Origin of the sequence: Bacillus cereus group sp. MG9, assembly GCF_040459995.1 — a bacterium.
In the GTDB taxonomy this organism is placed as follows: Bacteria; Bacillota; Bacilli; order Bacillales; family Bacillaceae_G; genus Bacillus_A; species Bacillus_A mycoides.
In genome coordinates this window covers 3058993-3078125 of the sequence record NZ_JARVHC010000001.1, presented here as the reverse complement: position 1 = coordinate 3078125, position 19133 = coordinate 3058993, and the positions used below count along the sequence as shown (strand labels likewise).

Sequence of the window (19133 nt, the reverse complement as noted above, 5' to 3'; positions counted from 1 at the left end):
CTAGTAGGTGTTCTAATGGACCTAGAAACCAAGGAGGAAAAATAACAATGAAACAATTGAAGCCAGCAATTAGTGTATTAGGTAGTGTATCGATGGCACTGACTTTAGCATCTCCTGCTTTAGCAGATGTAAAACAACCGAATCCAGGAGGTACAGTTGAAATATTCAAAGAGAATGCAAATGTAAAAAAAGAAGATAAGAATTTCACGCTCGGATCTGATGGGGAAATAGGTTCACTCATTACACAAAACATTGAAATGGCAAACAACGATTGGGATAAAGATGGTATTTCCAACGACTTAGAGATTAATGGATATAAAATTGAATTCAATTCACAAACTGGAAAAAATGAAGCGAAAGCATGGGATCCCGAGAAGGATAAAGGGAAACCAAAATTTATATCGAATCCTATGAATGCAAATACGGATGGTGATCCTTTTACTGATATGTATGAGGTTGAGAATTATAACAACGATTCTGATACTAATTTCAATCCGATAGTTGCCAACATGCCGAATTTGCAAATTGGTGTCAAACGAATTGAAGTAATTCCTATTGCAACCATTACGGATAATAATGGCGGATCAGTTAGTAGAGGATGGGAAAAAAGTGTATCTACACAACATTCATTTAATGTAGGTTTAAGTGGTTCAGGTGGTGTAGAAGGCTCAGCAGCCGGTCCTGTTCCTTCCGGAAGTGTTTCAGCAAACGTGGGATACGGATATTCAAAAACAACTACTGAAACGGAGAGTTATACAAATAATTTTGATTGGTCTACCGCAACAACTGTGGATACAGCGAACGCAGCAAAAGTACGAGTACATCTGGAATATAAGAATGTAGGCACAGCATCCGCTGAAAATGTATCGCCTCATTTTAATATTCGTTTAGGAAACAAAATTATTAATACTGTAAAGGCAACACAAGATCGTTATAAAGCAAACTATTTAAGTACAGAAAAAGGTGGACGGAATAAAACAGAAGTAGTAATTGACAGTTTAGAAGGACAAGCAGATGCGAATATTGTCTTATCTTTGGATGAATTGAAAGCTGTTGAACAAGGGGAACTTCTTTCGATTGAAGTTTTACCTACAAGTACAATGGATTTATCTATTGAAAAAGGTGAAGAAATTATGCATTTGGGGGATTCAGGGAGATATGAGTCTAGAGTAAATGCAGCTACTGAACAATTAGAAACAGATATAGGAAATATACCAAAGTTTAGGGTATATACTCCTAAAGACAAATCTCTTGCTGATAAGCCAGTTTTATCCTATAACGAAGTTTTTCAACAGGTAAATATAGATACGAAAAAAGTAAATCATATTGTAAACAAGGCTAAAAGTACTAATAACGTATCAGTGGTTTCAGCTAATAATGGAACTGATGCATTGAACGATTTAAAAGCGGGACAGGGAGATCGCGGTTATTTACATAAAGACTCTGTACACGGAGCTTTTGCAAAACTACAGCAACCAACATTAGTAGAAGGTAGTTATGATTCTGTGACGCAAAAGATTAGGGCAACAATTTTACCTGGTTTATTTGGAGTGAGTAAAGATATTCCTACTACTTATAGTAAGAAATGGAATGCTCCGTCACAAACAGTAACACTGGTTAAACGTGAAAATGGATTTACATATGAGTCTAGAGAAAATATACACCCTATTAAATCTGAAATTGCTGCGCACAGAAAAGTTACATTTGAAATCAATGACGCACACAATCTAACGCCTACACAAAAGATTGATACTGAAATTAAAGCTAATAAAGAATTTGAAGATTATGTAGTAGATAATTCAGGTGAATTTGTTACAGAAGGAGTTCCTTATACCGTGGCTTCATATGGAAATACAGCTTATTTGGGAAGTCATCATGCAGGGAATAAATGGGAGTATCTTTGGGCTGAAAAATCTAGCGATGAAAAAGTGAATGTAATTATTGAAAGAGTAGGTCAACCTAAACCTGGAAAACCAATTAAAAAGGATGAAGAGGTATTAATTAAATTTCAAAATCCTATTTATTCAGATTATGCATATTTAAAACTTCAAGATAGTTATATCCATTTAGATCAAAAACAGAACGCAAGTACTTTTAAATTTAATCATGCATATCCAAAGAATTTCACTGGACACCATAAGCAATGGAACATACTATCTAATGGTAATAAGTTAAAGGTAGGATATTTAATCGATTATATGAAATATGGTAATGGAGAGAATGGGACTGATACTATAGCATGGAATCTATCAAGAGCTCAGTGATAGGTAACAGTTCTGTTGCTAAGTTTGAAAAGAGAACCGGAAATGAATTGCATCTGAAAAGTTAGATACAAAAATTTAGGTTACTAGTAAGGAATGAGTTCGATGTTGAATCGGACTCATTCCTTTTAATTTATATATGATTTAGAAACTACTATTTTAAATACTTATCTAGTCATATAAGTAATCAAATGTTAAGATTACTATCTGTATTACATGATTTATTTTCCGAATTTTCATTCGTTTCGAGGGTGAAATGTGGAATTCTGATTTATTTATGTGATTAGTTTTTATATCTTTACCTATAAAGATATTTTTATTGGATAATAGAAAAAATAAATTTTTTGTTATTGGTGAAAAAGAAGTGAGGATAGTATATGAAGAAAAGAATTTTAATCGTAGAAGATGAAGAAAATATTCGAGAAGTATGCAAACGGTATTTAGAAAGAGAAGAATATGAAGTTTATACCGCTGTAAATGGTAAAGAAGGTTGGGATTTATTTCTTACACATCAACCAGATTTAATTATATTAGATTTGATGATGCCAAAAAAAGATGGATGGGAATTATGCGAGGAAATTCGTCAACAATCAAATGTCCCTATTATTATGTTAACTGCTAAGGGAGAGGAAAGGGATCGAATTTTAGGCTTAACAATGGGGGCAGATGATTATTTAACAAAGCCATTTTCCCCTCGTGAATTAGTATTAAGGGTTCAAATTATACTAAGAAGAGGAAGCCATGTACAAATACAAGCGAAAGAATCCTTATTGGAAGTGATAGAGTTTCCAGATTTAAAAATATATCCAAAGACAAGATATGTACTTGTTTGTAATAAGGAAGTGGAGTTAACGGTGAAAGAGTTTGAGGTACTTTATCTCATGGCAAAGCATCCAAAACAAGTATTTTCTCGCTCGCAGCTTCTTGAATTAATTTGGGATTTTGGACATGAAGGAGCATCAAACACAGTTACCGTGTTAGTGAGTCGTTTACGTGAAAAGCTCGAGAAGCATACGATAAAGAATCGTTGGATTCATACGGTTTGGGGTATAGGATATCGCTTTGAGCCAAATGGAGGAAATGAAACATGAGATTACGTATTCAATTGTTACTCATGAATCTATTAAGTACTAGTATTATGGTAATTGCTATATGGTATAGTGATACGAAAATGTTACTTGAACCGGAACAAACGCGGTTATTAACAGTAATTGCATTTGTGGCATTCATTATTTCAACGTTTATTTATTGGTTAATGACACGTCCTATCATGAGATCTATACAAAATTTAATAAAATTGACGAAACAATTTAGTGATAGACACTTTGAAACGATGTATATAATTGGGCAAGAACCACGTGAGTTTAAAGAATTGGCAACAGCCTTTCAACAGATGGCAAAAAAATTAGAAGAAGGGTTTACTAAGTTAGAGGAACAGGAAAACTCTCGTAAGGAGCTAATTACCAATATCTCACACGACTTACGAACACCTATGACTAGCATGCAAATGATGATAGAAGCATTACAAGATAACCTGATTGAAGATCCTGAAATGAAAAAGCAATACTTAGCAACGGTTTTAAAAGAAATAGAAAGATTAAATGGATTAATTAACGACTTATTTGATCTTTCAAAGTTAGAGTTTGAGCAAGTAGATTTTCACCCAAGTTTCACACATTTAGATAAAGTTCTATTAGATGTATTAGAGTCACATTCTGTCTTATTAGGAGACAAACAAATCCATGTGCAATTGGATGTCCCTGATACATTACCTCGACTTTTGATTATGCCTTGTAAAATAGAAAGGGTCATAGGTAATTTATTACATAATGCAATTCGATATTCTCCTATCTCTGGAACAATTGAATTGACTGTAGTGGAAAATAAACCAACTCAACAGGTCCAATTCACTTTGCGGGATGAAGGAATGGGAATTTCTCCAAATGATCAATTACGCGTATTTGAACGTTTTTTTAGAACAGATCGATCAAGAAGTTCACAATCTGGAGGTTCCGGACTTGGATTAGCTATTGCAAAATCATTGATTGAAATGCACAAAGGGGAAATTGGTGTAAGGAATCGCGCAGATGGTAAGCAGGGAAGTGAATTTTGGTTCACTCTTCCCATCACATCAGTAAAAAAATAAGACGGCTGAAAGACTTTTGTAACATTTACGTTAGAAAAATGAAAGACCTTCTTGTTAACATACTACTACACAGTATGTTACAGGAGGTTTTTTACTTTATGAAAAGAAAATATGTATGGCTTATAGGTGGTTTGATAATTGTATTGGGGATTTTATGGTCATTGTTCCGACCAGAGAAATTATTTATTGATAAGCACGTAAATGAATCATTGCCACAAGCAGAGATACAATCAACTGAAGTAAGGCAACAAAGTGATCGAGTAATAAGGGAAGGTCAGTTTCAAAACGGTGTCCATGAAACAACTGGAACGGCAAAAATTTACCAATTAGCGGATGGAAAAAGTGTTTTACGACTTTCTGATTTTGCAACATCTAATGGGCCAGATGTACGAGTTGTATTAGTTCCTACAAATCGCTTAAAAAATAATGAAGACGTGAAAAACTATCAGTATATTGAATTAGGAAAATTAAAGGGAAATAAAGGAGACCAAAACTATGAAATTCCTGAAGGGATAGATGTAAGTGAATATGGTTCGGTTTCTGTTTGGTGTAAAAGATTTAATGAAAACTTTGGTGCGGTTTATTTTAATAATTAAATATGAACTTAAAATTTCCTCTTACAGGCAAAATTCATCGGGGTAATGATAATAGTTGCAGCGGACTTAGTTGCTAAGAAGGGCACTCATAAGAGTGTTTTTTTCATATGCTTCAATATTTGTATATTTTAGAGCTATTGGACGTTTACGGAGAGATTTTATTTAGTGTGGAAGCGTACTGTCTGTGAATAGAAGGATGAATAATATGTTACAGGAAAACATAACTCTTTTATAACTTAATTTTGAAGGAACATATACTTTTTTCATTTATCGGCTTGTAAAGAAGTATGGAAATTAAAGTTTATAATTTAAAAGTCAGCTTAAAGATGCAATAAGCAATTTGAATAGTAATCTTAAGTAAATAAAAAAGAGAGAGGAGCATCGATGAGCTCTTCTCTCTTTTTAAATCTAATTAGGGTTTCCATAACTGTAAAGGGGATGGTGTAAATTGTTGGGTATTACCAAAATATTACTTTAAGTTAAGATTATAAAAAAAGAAGTTCCTTTTTTCTGAAAAATGAATATTAATGAAAAATTAATGATTAATATTCAAAAATGATTTTATAGTTCATTAATTTATTACTTGCTATCTATATTAATCATTTATTGCAACAGCTTTCATGTCCAAAATTAAATGTTTCAACAAAGGATAATATAAGTATCATTATAATGATTTTCCAATATAATCAATGTGTTAATGAAAGGAACTCTGTGTTATTTTTGCTTTTCTACTAACTAATACAGCTTCAAACAAAGGACACAATTGCTACATGCTAAGTGTAATCTATTACCCATTCAAGATTCTGTTTATTCAATCTTTCTAAAAATAAAAAAATATTGCACTCATAAATATACAAGCTATAATGAGGGCGTCGAGAAAGAATTTATTACCTCTAGAGAAAGTATCAAACCTAGTTTTTTTGCAAAAATCCTAATGACATTGTAAGTAACCTTTTAAATTTGGACATACTGACATGATTACTCTAAGAAAGGTATGTGATCAAAAGGAAAAGTGTATTTGACACGATAATGAAAGCGCCTTCAACGAGGCCTCGTTTTGAATCAGTCATTTTAATAACGTAGATTCAACTGCAATTAAAAATAATAAATTATGGGGGTGCTTATATGAACATGAATGTAGCATCTATCAAGGAAAAAAAGGTTGTTAAATACAAAAGTTGTTTTGATGTGATTGGGCCCATAATGATAGGTCCTTCAAGTTCACATACTGCAGGTGCTTTGGCTATTGGAACAGTAGCCAATAAATTATTTCAAGGTCTTCCAAAAAAAGTCGTGGTAAGGTATTATGAATCATTTGCTGAAACCCATAAAGGACATGGAACTGATTTTGCGATTATTGCTGGGATACTAGGATTTGCAGCCGATGACAGCAAAGTGCCAGATGCTATTAAAATAGCAGAATCTAAAGGGATCGACATTACCTTTATTGAAAAAGCGGGTGATAGTCCTGCTGATCATCCAAATACGGCAGATGTATATTTAGAGGATGAAAGTCGAAGTATTAGAACGATGGGTATTTCTGTCGGCGGTGGATTAATTGAAATCAAACATGTTGAAATTGACGGATTTAGTTTAGATCTGCAGGGGCCATTGCCAGTCATTATTGCAATTTCCGAAAGAGCTGACTTTGAATTTGTTTTACGCAGGATCTTTAAACAATATGATGTAGAAATTAATAACTTTCATAGTTTAGAAGGAAATAGGAAATATTTATATGCATTCGCATTGGATTCGCTATTGCCTGGTAATCTCCAGGAGGAATTAGGAAATTTAAGCAATATAGCTAAGCTCATTATTCTTTAGTTACATTAGGGAGTGAAAAAATATGTATATGGCCATAAAAGAAATTGTGGATGCAGCTAATAAAAGCCAAAAGACAATTTATGAATTAGCAATTGAACAGGAAATTGAACAAACTAAATCTACTTATGAAGAAGTTTGGAGTAAAATGGAACGAAATTTAGCGACTATGCAAAATGCTATAAATAAAAGTATCGAGGGCGACGGTGTATTTTCTCCAACTGGTTTAACCGGAGGTGATGCTGTTAAAATTAAAAACTATCGAGAAAATAGGAAAACCCTTTCTGGAGATTTGATGGTGTTAGGGATCCAAAGTGCTATCGGTGTTAATGAAGTAAATGCTGCATTAGGAGCTATTTGTGCAACTCCAACAGCAGGTGCGAGTGGGACGATTCCGGGAGTCCTATTTAGTATTAAAGATACGTTGCAGTTAAGTCATGAAGATATGATTCATTTTCTATTTACTTCAGCGTTATTTGGAACGATAGTCGCAAACAACGCTTGTATTTCAGGAGCGTACGGAGGATGTCAAGCTGAAGTAGGCAGTGCCTCAGCGATGGCGGCTGCAGCTGCGGTAGAAGCTGCAGGTGGAACGCCACAGCAATCTTCTGTAGCTTTTTCGATTGCATTACAAAATTTACTCGGTTTAGTTTGTGATCCGGTCGCTGGCTTGGTAGAAATTCCTTGTGTAAAGAGAAACGCCATTGGAACGGCAAATGCTTTAGCAGCAGCGGACATCGCATTAGCCGGCGTAAACAATATCATCAATGCTGACGAAGTTATTGAAGCGATGTATAGAGTTGGAAGACAAATGCCTCGCGAATTAAGAGAGACAGGTTTAGGTGGAATTGCAGCTACACCTACAGGGATTGCCATTAAAAATAAAATCTTTGGAGAGAAACAATCAAATCAATGAACAATCATCGGGTATATTGTGAAATAGTTAACAATATATTCTCTATTGCTCGCCTAAGGATGTCTGTATATTGGGGGAATTACTAATAAAATATACCACTATATAATTGGGATATTTTATAATTTGTAACAACCCCGTCAGGTTGATGCTTCGCCAATTTTTTGATTTTGATTAACTTAGAAGAAGGATATACGATGTGGCGCACTTTATAAGCAATTCATTTTTCAAGAACGGTCTATATTCCGATGCCTTAAATAGAGAAGTAAGAATAGAAAACTAGGAGGAATTATTATATGAATGGGAATACTGCAAAAAACATAGAATTTCAAGTTGATAATACTGCAGTAAAAAATGAGAAATATCTAGACCCTAAAAAGTGGCATAAACAGGATACTACCTGGGCATTGAGTCTATTTGGAACAGCAATTGGAGCAGGAGTACTCTTCTTACCTATTAATGCAGGTTCAGGTGGTTTATTATCATTACTGTTAATTACCATACTTGCATATCCAGTTATGTATTACTCACATAGGGCGCTTGCTAAAATGATATACGCTTCTAATTCTGCTGATGAGGGGATTACGGGTACTATAAGAGAGTATTTCGGAAATAAGGCAAGTATCATTTTTAACATAGTATATTTCGTCTCAATTTATACGATCGTGCTGATGTATTCGGTTGCACTTACAAATACTGCAAATAGTTTTATCGTGCATCAATTGCACATGCAGGAGCCTCCAAGGGCCATTTTATCGCTTGTATTAGTACTCGGTCTTATCGCTATACTAAATTTTGGTCAAGATATTACTGTAAAGATAATGAGCATGCTAGTATATCCTTTCATTGTTTCTCTACTTTTTATCGCAATATCTTTAATTCCACAGTGGAATACGTCAATGCTAAGTTTTTCAAGTGTTTCTACTGCTTCAACTGGAACAGGATATTTTGGAACAATATGGATGATACTACCAATCATAGTATTCTCGTTTAATCATTCTCCTATGATTTCGTCATTCGTTATGAAACAGAGAGCTACGTATGGAATAGATGCTACTGATGCCAAGTGTGCTCAAATACAAAAAGTTTGTTATATCATGACATTCGCTGTTGTTATGTTCTTTGTTTGGAGCAGTACTTTAAGTTTGACTCCAGATGATCTTAAGGTGGCAAAAGAACAGAACTTGTCAATCCTATCATATCTTGCTAATGAGCTTAATTCACCAGTAATCACTATTGCGGCTCCTATCATTGCATTTGTGGCTATTACAAAGTCTTTCCTTGGCCATTATATAGGGGCGTATGAGGTAATGCGTGACATGATTATCAAGTCCGGTAAAAAACGTGGGAAAGATATAGGAGAAAAAACAGTTAAGACAATGATTCTTACTTTTGTCGTATTAACATGCTGGTATGTTGCTTATACAAATCCAAGTATTCTTGGAATCATTGATGCCCTTAGCGGTCCGTTAGTTGCTGCTATCTTATGTCTATTACCAATGTATGCAATTCGTAAAGTGCCTGTACTAGCTAAATATAGAGGGAAGATGAGCAATGTATTTGTTATTGTTATAGGTATCCTTACTGTCCTAGCGAGTATTAAGTCGTTATTCTAATTTACTATTGTTAGTTCTGATGCAAAAATAGTGGGATATGAAAAAAGAATGAAAAATTCCTAGCGGAACTGAATTAAATATTATTAAACAAGAGCGATTATGGTATTGGACAAACTTTTCCCCTTGGGGAGTTTGTCCTTTTTTGATTATAAGCATAACTTCTATTCCAGCAATCACTTTCTTAGCTGTTTGTAATGAGTTTAATTCAATCATATTATGGTGCCAATTAATGTACATCAAGCTAGTATTTTGAAAGAAATCTTCTTATTTTTCGTTCTGGAGAATATCCGTTTCTTAAGTTAATGGTTTTGAAGTCACCCTTAAATGAAAATTTTCTGTCTCTACATTTAGTTATTTTGAGAAGTCAGCTCATTTTTTGTTTTGAGGCGTTTCTTTTTCTTAAACTGTTGGATATGAGTACCCTCTAGTATAAATTTTACTATTGAAACAAGTGATTTTAACAACGTTAGGAGTGTTCCAGACAGCACAATGTAATTTGTGTTACATAGCAAGAAAAATAATCAAAATTTAAAGCGAGAAAAAGAAGCACCAAAGCAAATAACATCGGTGTTTCTTTTTTTGCGCTTTCGGGCACAGAGGTTCCTACAGCACTATTATAAAAGTGATTCTGGATGTAAGGGATTTGTAAGGAATAGGTAAGGAAAAAGAGATTTTCATTGTATATGATAAAAATATAAAGTAGCGCGAAGGGGAAAACAGGTACGACTTATATATGAAAAACAAACCAGTAAAAAGAGTGTTTTAAAGAAAAGAAGTAATTTCTAGAGTTAACATACATGTGGAAAAAGAGGGAGAAGGCATTTTATATTAAAGTTTGTTTATAATAGCTTTTTAACCTGTTAGGGGGGATCGTAAAGTAAATTATTAATTACCTTGAAAATTTCTATTTCCTTATAGTACTAGGCATGCTGTATTAAAAATTTTAATTGTGAAGGGAGAATTAATAAATATGAGCACGAAAAAAAGAATAGGGAGTAAATTATTACTTGTCAGTGCAATTTGTGCGATAACTATTCCTTCGGTTTCATATGCGGAGGAAGTAATTTCACCTAAAAATTTCGAGGATTATTCAAACTTGTTCGAGGGACGGAATAAGGACGTGTTGAAAACAAGTTTATATCCAAATACATATAATACCCCCTTCAGCCACCCATTTAAATCGACATTAAAGGAAACAAACACAAATATAAAAAAAATAGACAATATTGAAGATGAAAATTCTGTTATATCTACTACTCTTTCATTTATCCGTTCTATGCATGCTGAAGATTATAAATCTGCATTTGGTTTAACTTCTCGATCATTACAGAAAATAATATCCGAAAAATGGCTGAAGAACTATTGGGAGGAACTTCCTACGCAATTACAAAAAGGTTCTTTTATAGAAATTGGAGAGGTTACACAAAAAAGAGACAAATCCTGTTCATACAAATGTAGAGATTAAATTAGTTTTTGAACAAATGACTGTACCTTTACTAATAAAACTAGATCCATCTGGAAAAATAGATGATTTTCAACTCAGTATGTCGTTTAGTCCTGTTGCAGATCGGCCATCATATAGTAAGCCTGAATCATTTATTGATAAAGAAGTAGTAGTTGGAAGTGGTGCATTTCCATTACCAGGAACATTATCTATTCCAAAGGGAAAGGGTCCTTTTCCAGCGGTTATTCTTGTTCATGGAGCTGGAGCAGCCGATCAGGATTCAGCAACGTATGCTTTAAAACCATTTCGCGATTTAGCTGAAGGTCTTGCCTCGAAAGGCATTGCTGTCCTTCGCTATAATAAACGAACCTATGAACATGGATTGAAAACAGAACTTAGTCCTTTTTATACAGTTGATAAAGAGACAACAGATGATGCTCTTCTTGTGAATCATTTTCTTCAAAATGAACCTATGATAGATAAGAATCAAATTTATATTCTTGGTCATAGTCAAGGTGGAATGATGATTCCGAGGATAATTGAAAAAAATCAAAATCAAAATCAAAATATTGCTGGGGCAATTGTGATGGGAGGAGCGGCCCAGGCATTCACAGACAATGTTTTAGATCAACTTGAGTATCGTCTTTCTATTGGAGAAATGAAACCAGAAGAATATAAATTTTACAAATCGCAATTTAAATTATTAAAGGATCCTAATTTCTCTAGTCAGAATCCTCCAAAGGATTTTTCTTTAGGACCACCAGTATATTGGGATTCTATCCGTAAAATTAAAGCAGCAGAAATGTCAAAAGAACAAAAAACACCGCTTCTTATTCTTCAAGGAGAAAGAGACGATCGAGTTCCATCAAAAATTGAAATTCCTTTTTGGAAAGAACAATTAAAAGAGAGAGATAACATTGATTATCGACTATATCCAAAGTTAAATCACTTCTTTACAGAAGTAGATGGAGAATTAAGTAAATCGGATGAATATTATAGTCCTGCTAATATCCCTGAGTATGTTATAAATGATATTGCTACTTGGGTGCAAGGAAGATTGAAATAAAATTAGCAACTATATTTTAAAATAGCTATTTTCAGTCCTTAAGATAGAAATATATATAATTATATTATGATGTAAATAACTATAACGAACGGAGTAAAGTTTCTTATTCAAATACTTTAGATTCTCATACCTGGGGGCATCATCCATGCTAGCGTCTTAATATTTGGAAGTATATACAAATACTCTAAACGAAAAAATGGTATTCTTTCTATCTAAGATGTAGAAGGATTATCGTTTATTTTTTTTGAAATGTAAAAAAAAATTAATATTAATAACAGAATTATATAAACTAATAATGTAAAAGTTTTTGGCAAAATTAGGGGTGATGTTCATAAAAATGGAGAACATACTTCGTATTTTACGTAAAGAGAAAAAGCTTTCACAAGAGATTTAGCTAAATCCCTTGGTGTAACAGTTGATTAAAGTTTCACTTTATTACTTGTAAAGGGTTATTCAATGTATCGTACTATTGAAAAATCCGAATTTAATTAAATGCGATAAAATCTTTTTAAAAATAATGAAATTTTAGGAAAAATAAGGTACACTAGTCAATGGTTTTAGTTTAAAATCGATTGACGTTAATGTATACGGGGGAAAGATTGATGAACAATAATCCAATAAATGAATCAGTTGAAGAAGTTGAGAGAAAACGAGTAAGATCAAGCAAACGTTTTACAAATTGGAAGCTTATTGCAGCGGGTGTTGGTGTAATTGTACTTCTCATTGGAGGAATGAGTTATTATCAGACAACTCACTTCAATTCAAATGTTACGATTAATGACACAAAAGTCGGTGGTCTGAACGCTGATCAGGCAATACAGAAATTAAAAGCATCTGGACTAGAAAACAAAGTCTATGTTGATCAACAACAAATTTTAGATGAAAAAGATACAAAAACGGAACTTACGGAAAAAGATTTTCCTCAAGTTAAGAAACTATTAAAAAGCCAGTGGACATTTTTCCCTTCCTCAAAGGAAAAAAAATATTCAGTGCTACCGGAAAAGGCGGATCAGTATCGTAGTGAAACGATGAAAAAACTTGTAGAAGAAAAGCTCATCTCTATGAATGAAAAATTAAAAGCGCCTCAAGATGCTATGGCGAAGCTTGAACAAGGAAAAGTTGTTATTTCGAAGAGCGTTGATGGAAAACAGTATGACGTTACTAGTCTACTGAAAGATTACGACAAGCAGAAGTATAAAAGTGAAATTCATCTGAAGTCTACATACATAAAGCCTATTAAAGAAGACGATCCGATTGTCAAAAAAGAGGAGAAAGCACTACAGAATCTTCTTGGGCAGTCTGTTGAGTATAAAGTGCAGAATGAAGTGTATCCTTTAAAAGCGAAAGATTTAATTCAAAATGCCTCTATGTCAAAGGATATGAAAGTTACAATCGATGCGAGCGACATTAAAAATAAGATTGCTGAAATTAATAACGCTAAATCAACATTAAATAAAGATTTCACATTTAAAACTCATTCCGGTTCGGTTATACAAGTAAAAGGACAAGGCTACGGCTGGGCACTAGATGTGGAAAAAGAAACAAAACAAGTTCAACAAGCCTTTGAGAAAGGCGAAAAATCGCTTTCTGCTTCTAATATTCACGGAAATGGTTGGGAGAAGGAAGGTATCGGTTATGAAACAACATCGAATAATGGTATCGGAGACACGTATGCGGAAGTTTCAATTGCGGATCAACAAATTTGGATTTACAAAGATGGGAAATTAGTAGTTACAACAAATGTAGTAACTGGTAAACATAGCACGAGTGAAGATACATCACCAGGTGTGTGGTACGTCTTATATAAACGAACACCATACACGCTCAAAGGCAGCGCAGTAGGTAAAGCTGATTATGCAGTTAAAGTAGATTACTGGGTTCCATTCACAAATAGCGGTCAAGGGTTCCATGATGCCGGCTGGCGAAAAGACTGGGCAAATAATGCTTATTTAACAGGGGGATCAGGCGGGTGTGTAAACCTTCTTCCTAATGTTGCAAAAACTGTATATGATAGTTTGAACACTAATGATCCAGTTATTGTGTACTAGAAAATAGCTACGTATCAAGAAATAAATAAAGCAGGAAATCTTATCTGATGGTACATGAAAAAACACCTCTTGAATTCGCATATTTAGTGTGCAAATTCAATTGAGGTGTTTTTTGTTTGAAAACAAGAGTTCATTGCCTATAAGAAACGAAGTAGAAAGAGATTGAGATGATAAATAGATATTCAAATAGTCAATAAAATTGACACTGAATATCATTTTCATTTATTATGAAATCGTCGCATGTAATTGGACATGATTTTTGTGAAAAAGTTTACTTTTTTATTAATATAATAGATTTCTATTAAGGTGTCCCATTTAAGAATTTAAGCGTAGGAAAGGGTAAAATAAAAATGAACTGGAAAAAAGGCGGATTATGGATTATTATTTTTTTCATTGTAAAAGGTACGATTTCTACACTTTTAATAGTTACAGGTGCTAAATATTTTGATTTATCATTTATGCAACTTTTCGTACTAATACTGATCTTATTACTGATTTCTCTCATAAGTCGAAAATTGCTGCATAGACATAAACAAAACAAAAAGCAAAAAGAGCTAAATATATAATGAAGCCCCAGAGACCTTTGGATTTCTGGGGTTTTACTTATTCAATAGTGAGTTTTAGGTCCGCGATACGAATGATACACTCCATCAGTTTTATTGGTTGTAAATTAAAAAAACATTAATTTTATTGAATAAATAGAAAACACTTTTCTTTTTCTTTTATTTAATTTAATATCAATAAGGGCACCAAAAAAATAGATAGGGGTGCTAGAATGTACGGTATTATTAATTACGAAGTGTTTTTACTAACAGGGATTTTATTAAATCTAATTCCTGGCGCAGACACCATGTATATTGTGGGAAGAAGTATTTCACAAGGTAGAAAAGCAGGTGTGTATTCTGTTTTTGGTATTATTACTGGTTCTTTAGTTCATACATTATTGGTTGCTTTTGGTTTATCTATTATACTTACCAAATCCATTGTGTTATTTAACACCATTAAGGTTATAGGTGTTATCTATCTTGTATATTTAGGGATTAAAATGATACTTGATAAAACAAATGTAGCTTTCCAAGCCTCATCCAATAAATTGAACATTAGAAAGATATATTTACAAGGACTCTTAACAAGTCTCACGAATCCAAAAGTCTCTTTATTCTTTATTGCGTTTCTTCCGCAATTTATAGATACAAAGGCTTCAGGCCCTATGCCTTTTATCATTTTAGGAATTACTTTTACAGTCACTGGATTATTGTGGTGTTTATTTGTTGCTTATTTCTCTTCATATGTCACAAAAAAATTAAGAGGAAATCAAAAGGTAGGGATGATTCTAAATAAAGTAACTGGAATGATTTTTATTGGTATGGGGTTAAAGTTGCTTCAAACGAAGGCTCCTCAATAAACCTGAATAATATAAAAATGCCCCCTTTCAAGAAATGTTATCTTTGATTTAAGCTAATTTCTATATACTAAAAAGCCCCTTCAAATTTGAAGGGGCTTTTTGCTTGTTATTTTGGTTTATCTAAAAATTTATTTCATAGTGCAGGATCTATTTTAATTAATTGTCATGAATATATGTGCCCTCCAATGACAAGGTTAAATCTTTTCCAGTATTACATTTAGAAAACTAGAATAGAGGAATCTAGTTATACCAACTAAATGCAGTCTAAGACATTTTTTAACTGAACATTTAGGAAAGAATGTGTTTCTTAACTTAATAGCGATAGAGTAGTACCCCATACCCATCAAGCTGAAAAGGAAAAACACCTTATAACAAAAAAATTCTGCACCATTTAAACTCTGGTAACAATTCATATGATCAAGAATAATTGAGCTAACAGATTTCGTTAAGTTATTATAATATAAAAAAATTAAATTCACCTTCTGCAATCCATTCAAATGGCTCAATTTCCGCATCTTTTGAATTCCCTGAAAGTGCTAAACCTAAGCAAAATAATTAACTATCCTATGCAAGAAAGTTAGGCTAGTTAATTGCATATGTTTTATTGAAGGGATGTGATTGAATTATGGAACGGCCGAATTGGGGAATTGGAGGATTAGTATTCGTTGGCTGCATGTTTCTTGGCGGAGGAGTGGGATCTATATTAGGTGATACTCATGCTGGATGGCTAATAGGGATGGGTGCTGGATTTATTGGGATGGCTTTAACGAGACTGATCAGAAAGTAATATAACGGGATTCTTCTTCGGGTAAATAAGGAAATATGTATGTAAGTAATTCATGGTATAAGAGCTCTATAAGTTATAGTTAGAAGTTTCTCTTTTCTAAATTTCTCCATACATAGATATGATTCTCAAGTCGGAGGATGGCACCTTAGGGTGTCTTTTTTATGCTCTCTAAAAATGTCTTAACATATATAGCCGAGTTAATTCAAATAATCAAGAATAATTGAGCTAATAGATTTCGTTAGATTGCCATCATCTTTTTTGTAATAGAATAGATTCATTACCGTTTCAGACCGATGTATTCATTCATAACCTAACAGTAAAAGGGGGGATGATTAAAGGTATGGCGTTTAATGATGAATTAATTTGTCAACAGTTTGCAAGAATTATCGGTGGCCAAGAAGGATTCGCCGGTGGAAAATGCGTGGCAACAATAAATCGGGATGAAATACAAGCAACAATCTTGGGGAAACGTTTTAGAGTAACAACTTCCTTCTCATTCGAATCACGAGATAATAAAACTGGACGGGCATTATGTCTAGGGCGGATAGCACTCTTACAAAAGGAAGTCACTGAATTTGTTGCTACAATTATTAAACAAGGAATAATCGTTTCGTCTATACACAATGAGTGGTTATGTGATGATCCAAATTTAATTTACGTTAATATCGAAGACGTTGATGATCCACTAATTTTCGCAAGGAAAGTCAGAAGAGCGTTATGCAATTAACCAATTTTTTTAGTTAAATGAGTGATTGTGTTGATTAGAATATTTCAGATTGTTGAATGGTATACTTGGAAAATAGATTTAAGTAGATGGTTTTATAAAATCTCATATATAGCTAAAAAGAGTAACTCCATTTTGATCGCTTTTTTTCAAAATGGAGTTTTTGTATTTACTTTTAAATAAGGACTGAAGAGAGCTTTTTAATCAATCTTTATTCTAAAGCTAAAATCGAGCATACATTATGCTCGGTTTTCAATGGGTAGTTTAAATGTAAAAGTACTGCCTTCTCCTAATTCACTTTCAACGGTAATTTCTCCTCCGTGTAGTTCTATAATCCATTTTACCATCGACAATCCTAAACCTGTGTTTCCATTGTTTGAAGATGTTCGTGCTGCGTCAACTCGATAGAAGCGGTCACATATTTTCACAATATGTTGCTCGCTGATGCCTATGCCATTATCGGAGACTTTACCTATTATATTGGTTTCATCCCGGAACAGTTGCATATTCACAGTGCCGTTCGCTTTGCTATAAGCAATCGCATTCGTTAGTAAATTCATTAATAAACGCATCATCAATGTTTGATCTGCTTTAATAAACAGGTCTTCCTCTATATGTGTTGTTATATTAATCGAAGCTTCTTGAACCATTAATGAAAGCTCTTCTACAACGATTTCCGTTAATTCACTCATATTGATACATTCAAATTGAAAAGTATTATGCTTTTCTTGGTCAACTCGTGCTAATAATAAGAGTTGCGAGATTAACGCGGACATTTTACGCGATTGCCTTAAAATTACTTCTAACGATTCTTCCATTTCTTTCGGATTATTCCTCTGCGATAAAGCGTATTCGCATTGCGAAATAATAACAGATGTTGGTGTTCTTAATTCATGAGATGCGTCAGATGTAAATTGTTTTTCACTTTCGAATGATGTCTCCAATCGCTCAAACATTTTGTCAAAAGTTTGTGCTAAATGATACATTTCGTCTTTCGATGAACCTTGTAAATTAATTCTCTTCGAAAGGTCTTTACCATCACCAATTTCACTGGCTGAATCACTCATTTGTTGCACAGGTCGAAACGCTCTTTGCGTAATAAAATATCCTCCCGCTGCTGCAATGAGAATAAGTAATGGAAATGAGATGAGTGTTACCACAATAAGCGTATTCATGGTCGATGATAATTGATTCATGGTCATTATGCCACGAATCCAGACTTGCTCATCGCCGCCTACATTATGGAGAAAATCATATACTATCCATTCCTTATTACCGTCTTTAATGGTTTGTATTTCATCGGATTTAAGCGATACCTTTTTATTAAAGGTTGTTGGATTATGTCCTGCCAGCAGCTCACCTTGTTTACTATAAATGATGATATTTACTCCATCTTCTAAGGCTTCAAATTCATCGGCAATCTTTAACTGTCCATGCTTATATTCGATATCTTCAATGCTTTCTTTTACTGTGCTCTTCAATTGATTTTTCATATTAAAAAGCAAAACTTTATCTGAAGAAGTTAAAATAAAAGCTAACACGAGTGCCATAATAATTACAACTAGCCCCGTATACCATAGGGTCACTCTCATTTTTATTGATAGTCTTTTCATGATTCTACTCGCAATACGTAACCAGTTCCTCGTACTGTATGAATTAACTTCGTTTCAAACTGGCTATCAATTTTTTTGCGAAGATAGCGGACGTAAACATCAATAATATTCGAGCCACCTTCATAGTCGTAATTCCACACATGTTGCTCAATTTTATCTCGTGTCAACACAACTTCTTTCTTACGAATCATATATTCTAAAATAGCAAATTCTTTACTGGAAAGATTGATAACTTGACCTCCTCTTGTTACTTTATGCATATTGCAATCCACCACTAGGTCAGCGATTTCAAACACATTAGATGTATTTCCTGTTTTTCTTCGCATCAACACTCGAATTCTTGCTAACAGCTCATCAAAAGCAAAGGGCTTTACTAAATAATCGTCCGCACCTAAGTCGAGTCCTGTTACGCGATCATCAATTGTATCTTTAGCTGTAAGAAGCAAGACAGGAGTTGTATTATTGTCCGCACGTAATCTTTGTAATACTTGTAAACCATCTATTCCGGGAATCATAATGTCAAGCACAATCAAATCGTAGGTAGCCATGCTTATATAATCCAAAGCATCTTCTCCATTCCCACATCCATCGACACTATAATATTCTGCATTTAATCGTTTTACCAATATATTTTGTAAGTCTTTTTCATCTTCGACAATAAGAACTCGCATTAACATTCTCCTTTTCTTCTTA

The 19133-nt window shown here is 33.6% G+C and carries 14 protein-coding genes and 2 pseudogenes; 13 read left to right on the top strand and 3 right to left on the bottom strand.

Translation table 11 applies throughout. The annotated features are described in order from the left end of the window. Positions 1 to 47 precede the first annotated feature (47 nt). The 7 genes from QCI77_RS15805 to QCI77_RS15775 all read left to right on the top strand — a co-directional run bounded on the left by QCI77_RS15805 (position 48) and on the right by QCI77_RS15775 (position 9353). On the top strand, positions 48 to 2264 hold the full coding sequence (locus QCI77_RS15805; protein ID WP_353825216.1) for a binary toxin-like calcium binding domain-containing protein: 2217 nt from the start codon (positions 48 to 50) through the stop codon (positions 2262 to 2264). A 374-nt stretch (positions 2265 to 2638) separates the two neighbouring features. Then, positions 2639 to 3352: a response regulator transcription factor gene (locus tag QCI77_RS15800; protein WP_002017159.1), complete on the top strand. Its 714-nt coding sequence runs from the start codon at positions 2639 to 2641 to the stop codon at positions 3350 to 3352. Beyond that, positions 3349 to 4407 carry a sensor histidine kinase gene (locus QCI77_RS15795; protein WP_002128066.1) on the top strand — a complete coding sequence of 353 codons (1059 nt, stop codon included), beginning with the start codon at positions 3349 to 3351 and terminating at the stop codon, positions 4405 to 4407. Before QCI77_RS15800 ends, QCI77_RS15795 begins: the two co-directional genes overlap by 4 nt. Positions 4408 to 4505: 98 nt before the next feature. Then, positions 4506 to 5003, top strand: coding sequence for a DM13 domain-containing protein (locus QCI77_RS15790; protein ID WP_060749928.1), 498 nt, complete (start codon positions 4506 to 4508; stop codon positions 5001 to 5003). 1125 nt (positions 5004 to 6128) lie between these two features. Next, positions 6129 to 6827: an L-serine ammonia-lyase, iron-sulfur-dependent subunit beta gene (sdaAB, locus tag QCI77_RS15785; protein ID WP_060749929.1), complete on the top strand. Its 699-nt coding sequence runs from the start codon at positions 6129 to 6131 to the stop codon at positions 6825 to 6827. A gap of 22 nt (positions 6828 to 6849) precedes the next feature. After that, entirely contained in the window at positions 6850 to 7740 is an 891-nt protein-coding gene (gene sdaAA / locus QCI77_RS15780; protein ID WP_002128063.1) for an L-serine ammonia-lyase, iron-sulfur-dependent, subunit alpha, read from the top strand. A 293-nt stretch (positions 7741 to 8033) separates the two neighbouring features. Beyond that, a complete protein-coding gene (locus QCI77_RS15775; protein ID WP_060749931.1) occupies positions 8034 to 9353 on the top strand; it encodes an aromatic amino acid transport family protein in 1320 nt (439 codons plus the stop codon). Positions 9354 to 9458: 105 nt separating this feature from the next. On the opposite strand, the pseudogene QCI77_RS15770 reads toward QCI77_RS15775, so the two are convergent. Continuing rightward, positions 9459 to 9569, bottom strand: a pseudogene (locus tag QCI77_RS15770) (IS6 family transposase); the annotation flags it as partial. A gap of 754 nt (positions 9570 to 10323) precedes the next feature. Here QCI77_RS15770 and QCI77_RS15765 point away from each other — a divergent pair. The 6 genes and pseudogenes from QCI77_RS15765 to QCI77_RS15740 all read left to right on the top strand — a co-directional run bounded on the left by QCI77_RS15765 (position 10324) and on the right by QCI77_RS15740 (position 16830). Beyond that, a pseudogene (locus QCI77_RS15765) lies at positions 10324 to 11863 on the top strand (alpha/beta hydrolase). A 602-nt stretch (positions 11864 to 12465) separates the two neighbouring features. After that, on the top strand, positions 12466 to 13911 hold the full coding sequence (locus QCI77_RS15760; protein WP_353825215.1) for a L,D-transpeptidase family protein: 1446 nt from the start codon (positions 12466 to 12468) through the stop codon (positions 13909 to 13911). A 350-nt stretch (positions 13912 to 14261) separates the two neighbouring features. Then, positions 14262 to 14477: a hypothetical protein gene (locus QCI77_RS15755; RefSeq protein ID WP_002017170.1), complete on the top strand. Its 216-nt coding sequence runs from the start codon at positions 14262 to 14264 to the stop codon at positions 14475 to 14477. Between the two features lie 209 nt (positions 14478 to 14686). After that, complete coding sequence (locus QCI77_RS15750) at positions 14687 to 15316, top strand: LysE family translocator (protein ID WP_000274249.1); 630 nt, start codon at positions 14687 to 14689, stop codon at positions 15314 to 15316. Positions 15317 to 15941: 625 nt separating this feature from the next. Continuing rightward, positions 15942 to 16103, top strand: a complete 162-nt coding sequence (locus QCI77_RS15745; RefSeq protein WP_000441003.1) for a hypothetical protein — start codon at positions 15942 to 15944, stop codon at positions 16101 to 16103. Between the two features lie 328 nt (positions 16104 to 16431). Then, complete coding sequence (locus tag QCI77_RS15740) at positions 16432 to 16830, top strand: DUF1259 domain-containing protein (protein WP_353825214.1); 399 nt, start codon at positions 16432 to 16434, stop codon at positions 16828 to 16830. Between the two features lie 236 nt (positions 16831 to 17066). Here the strand turns inward: QCI77_RS15740 and QCI77_RS15735 are convergent, their stop codons facing one another. Together QCI77_RS15735 and QCI77_RS15730 are read right to left on the bottom strand one after the other, a co-directional pair. Next, positions 17067 to 18440 (bottom strand): sensor histidine kinase, encoded by a 1374-nt coding sequence (locus tag QCI77_RS15735; RefSeq protein ID WP_353825213.1) that lies wholly within the window; start codon positions 18438 to 18440, stop codon positions 17067 to 17069. Next, the gene (locus QCI77_RS15730) at positions 18437 to 19111 is read right to left on the bottom strand and encodes a response regulator transcription factor (protein ID WP_353825212.1); all 675 of its coding nucleotides are present in this window, start codon (positions 19109 to 19111) and stop codon (positions 18437 to 18439) included. The genes QCI77_RS15735 and QCI77_RS15730 overlap by 4 nt, the downstream gene beginning before the upstream one ends. Between the last annotated feature and the right edge of the window lie 22 nt (positions 19112 to 19133).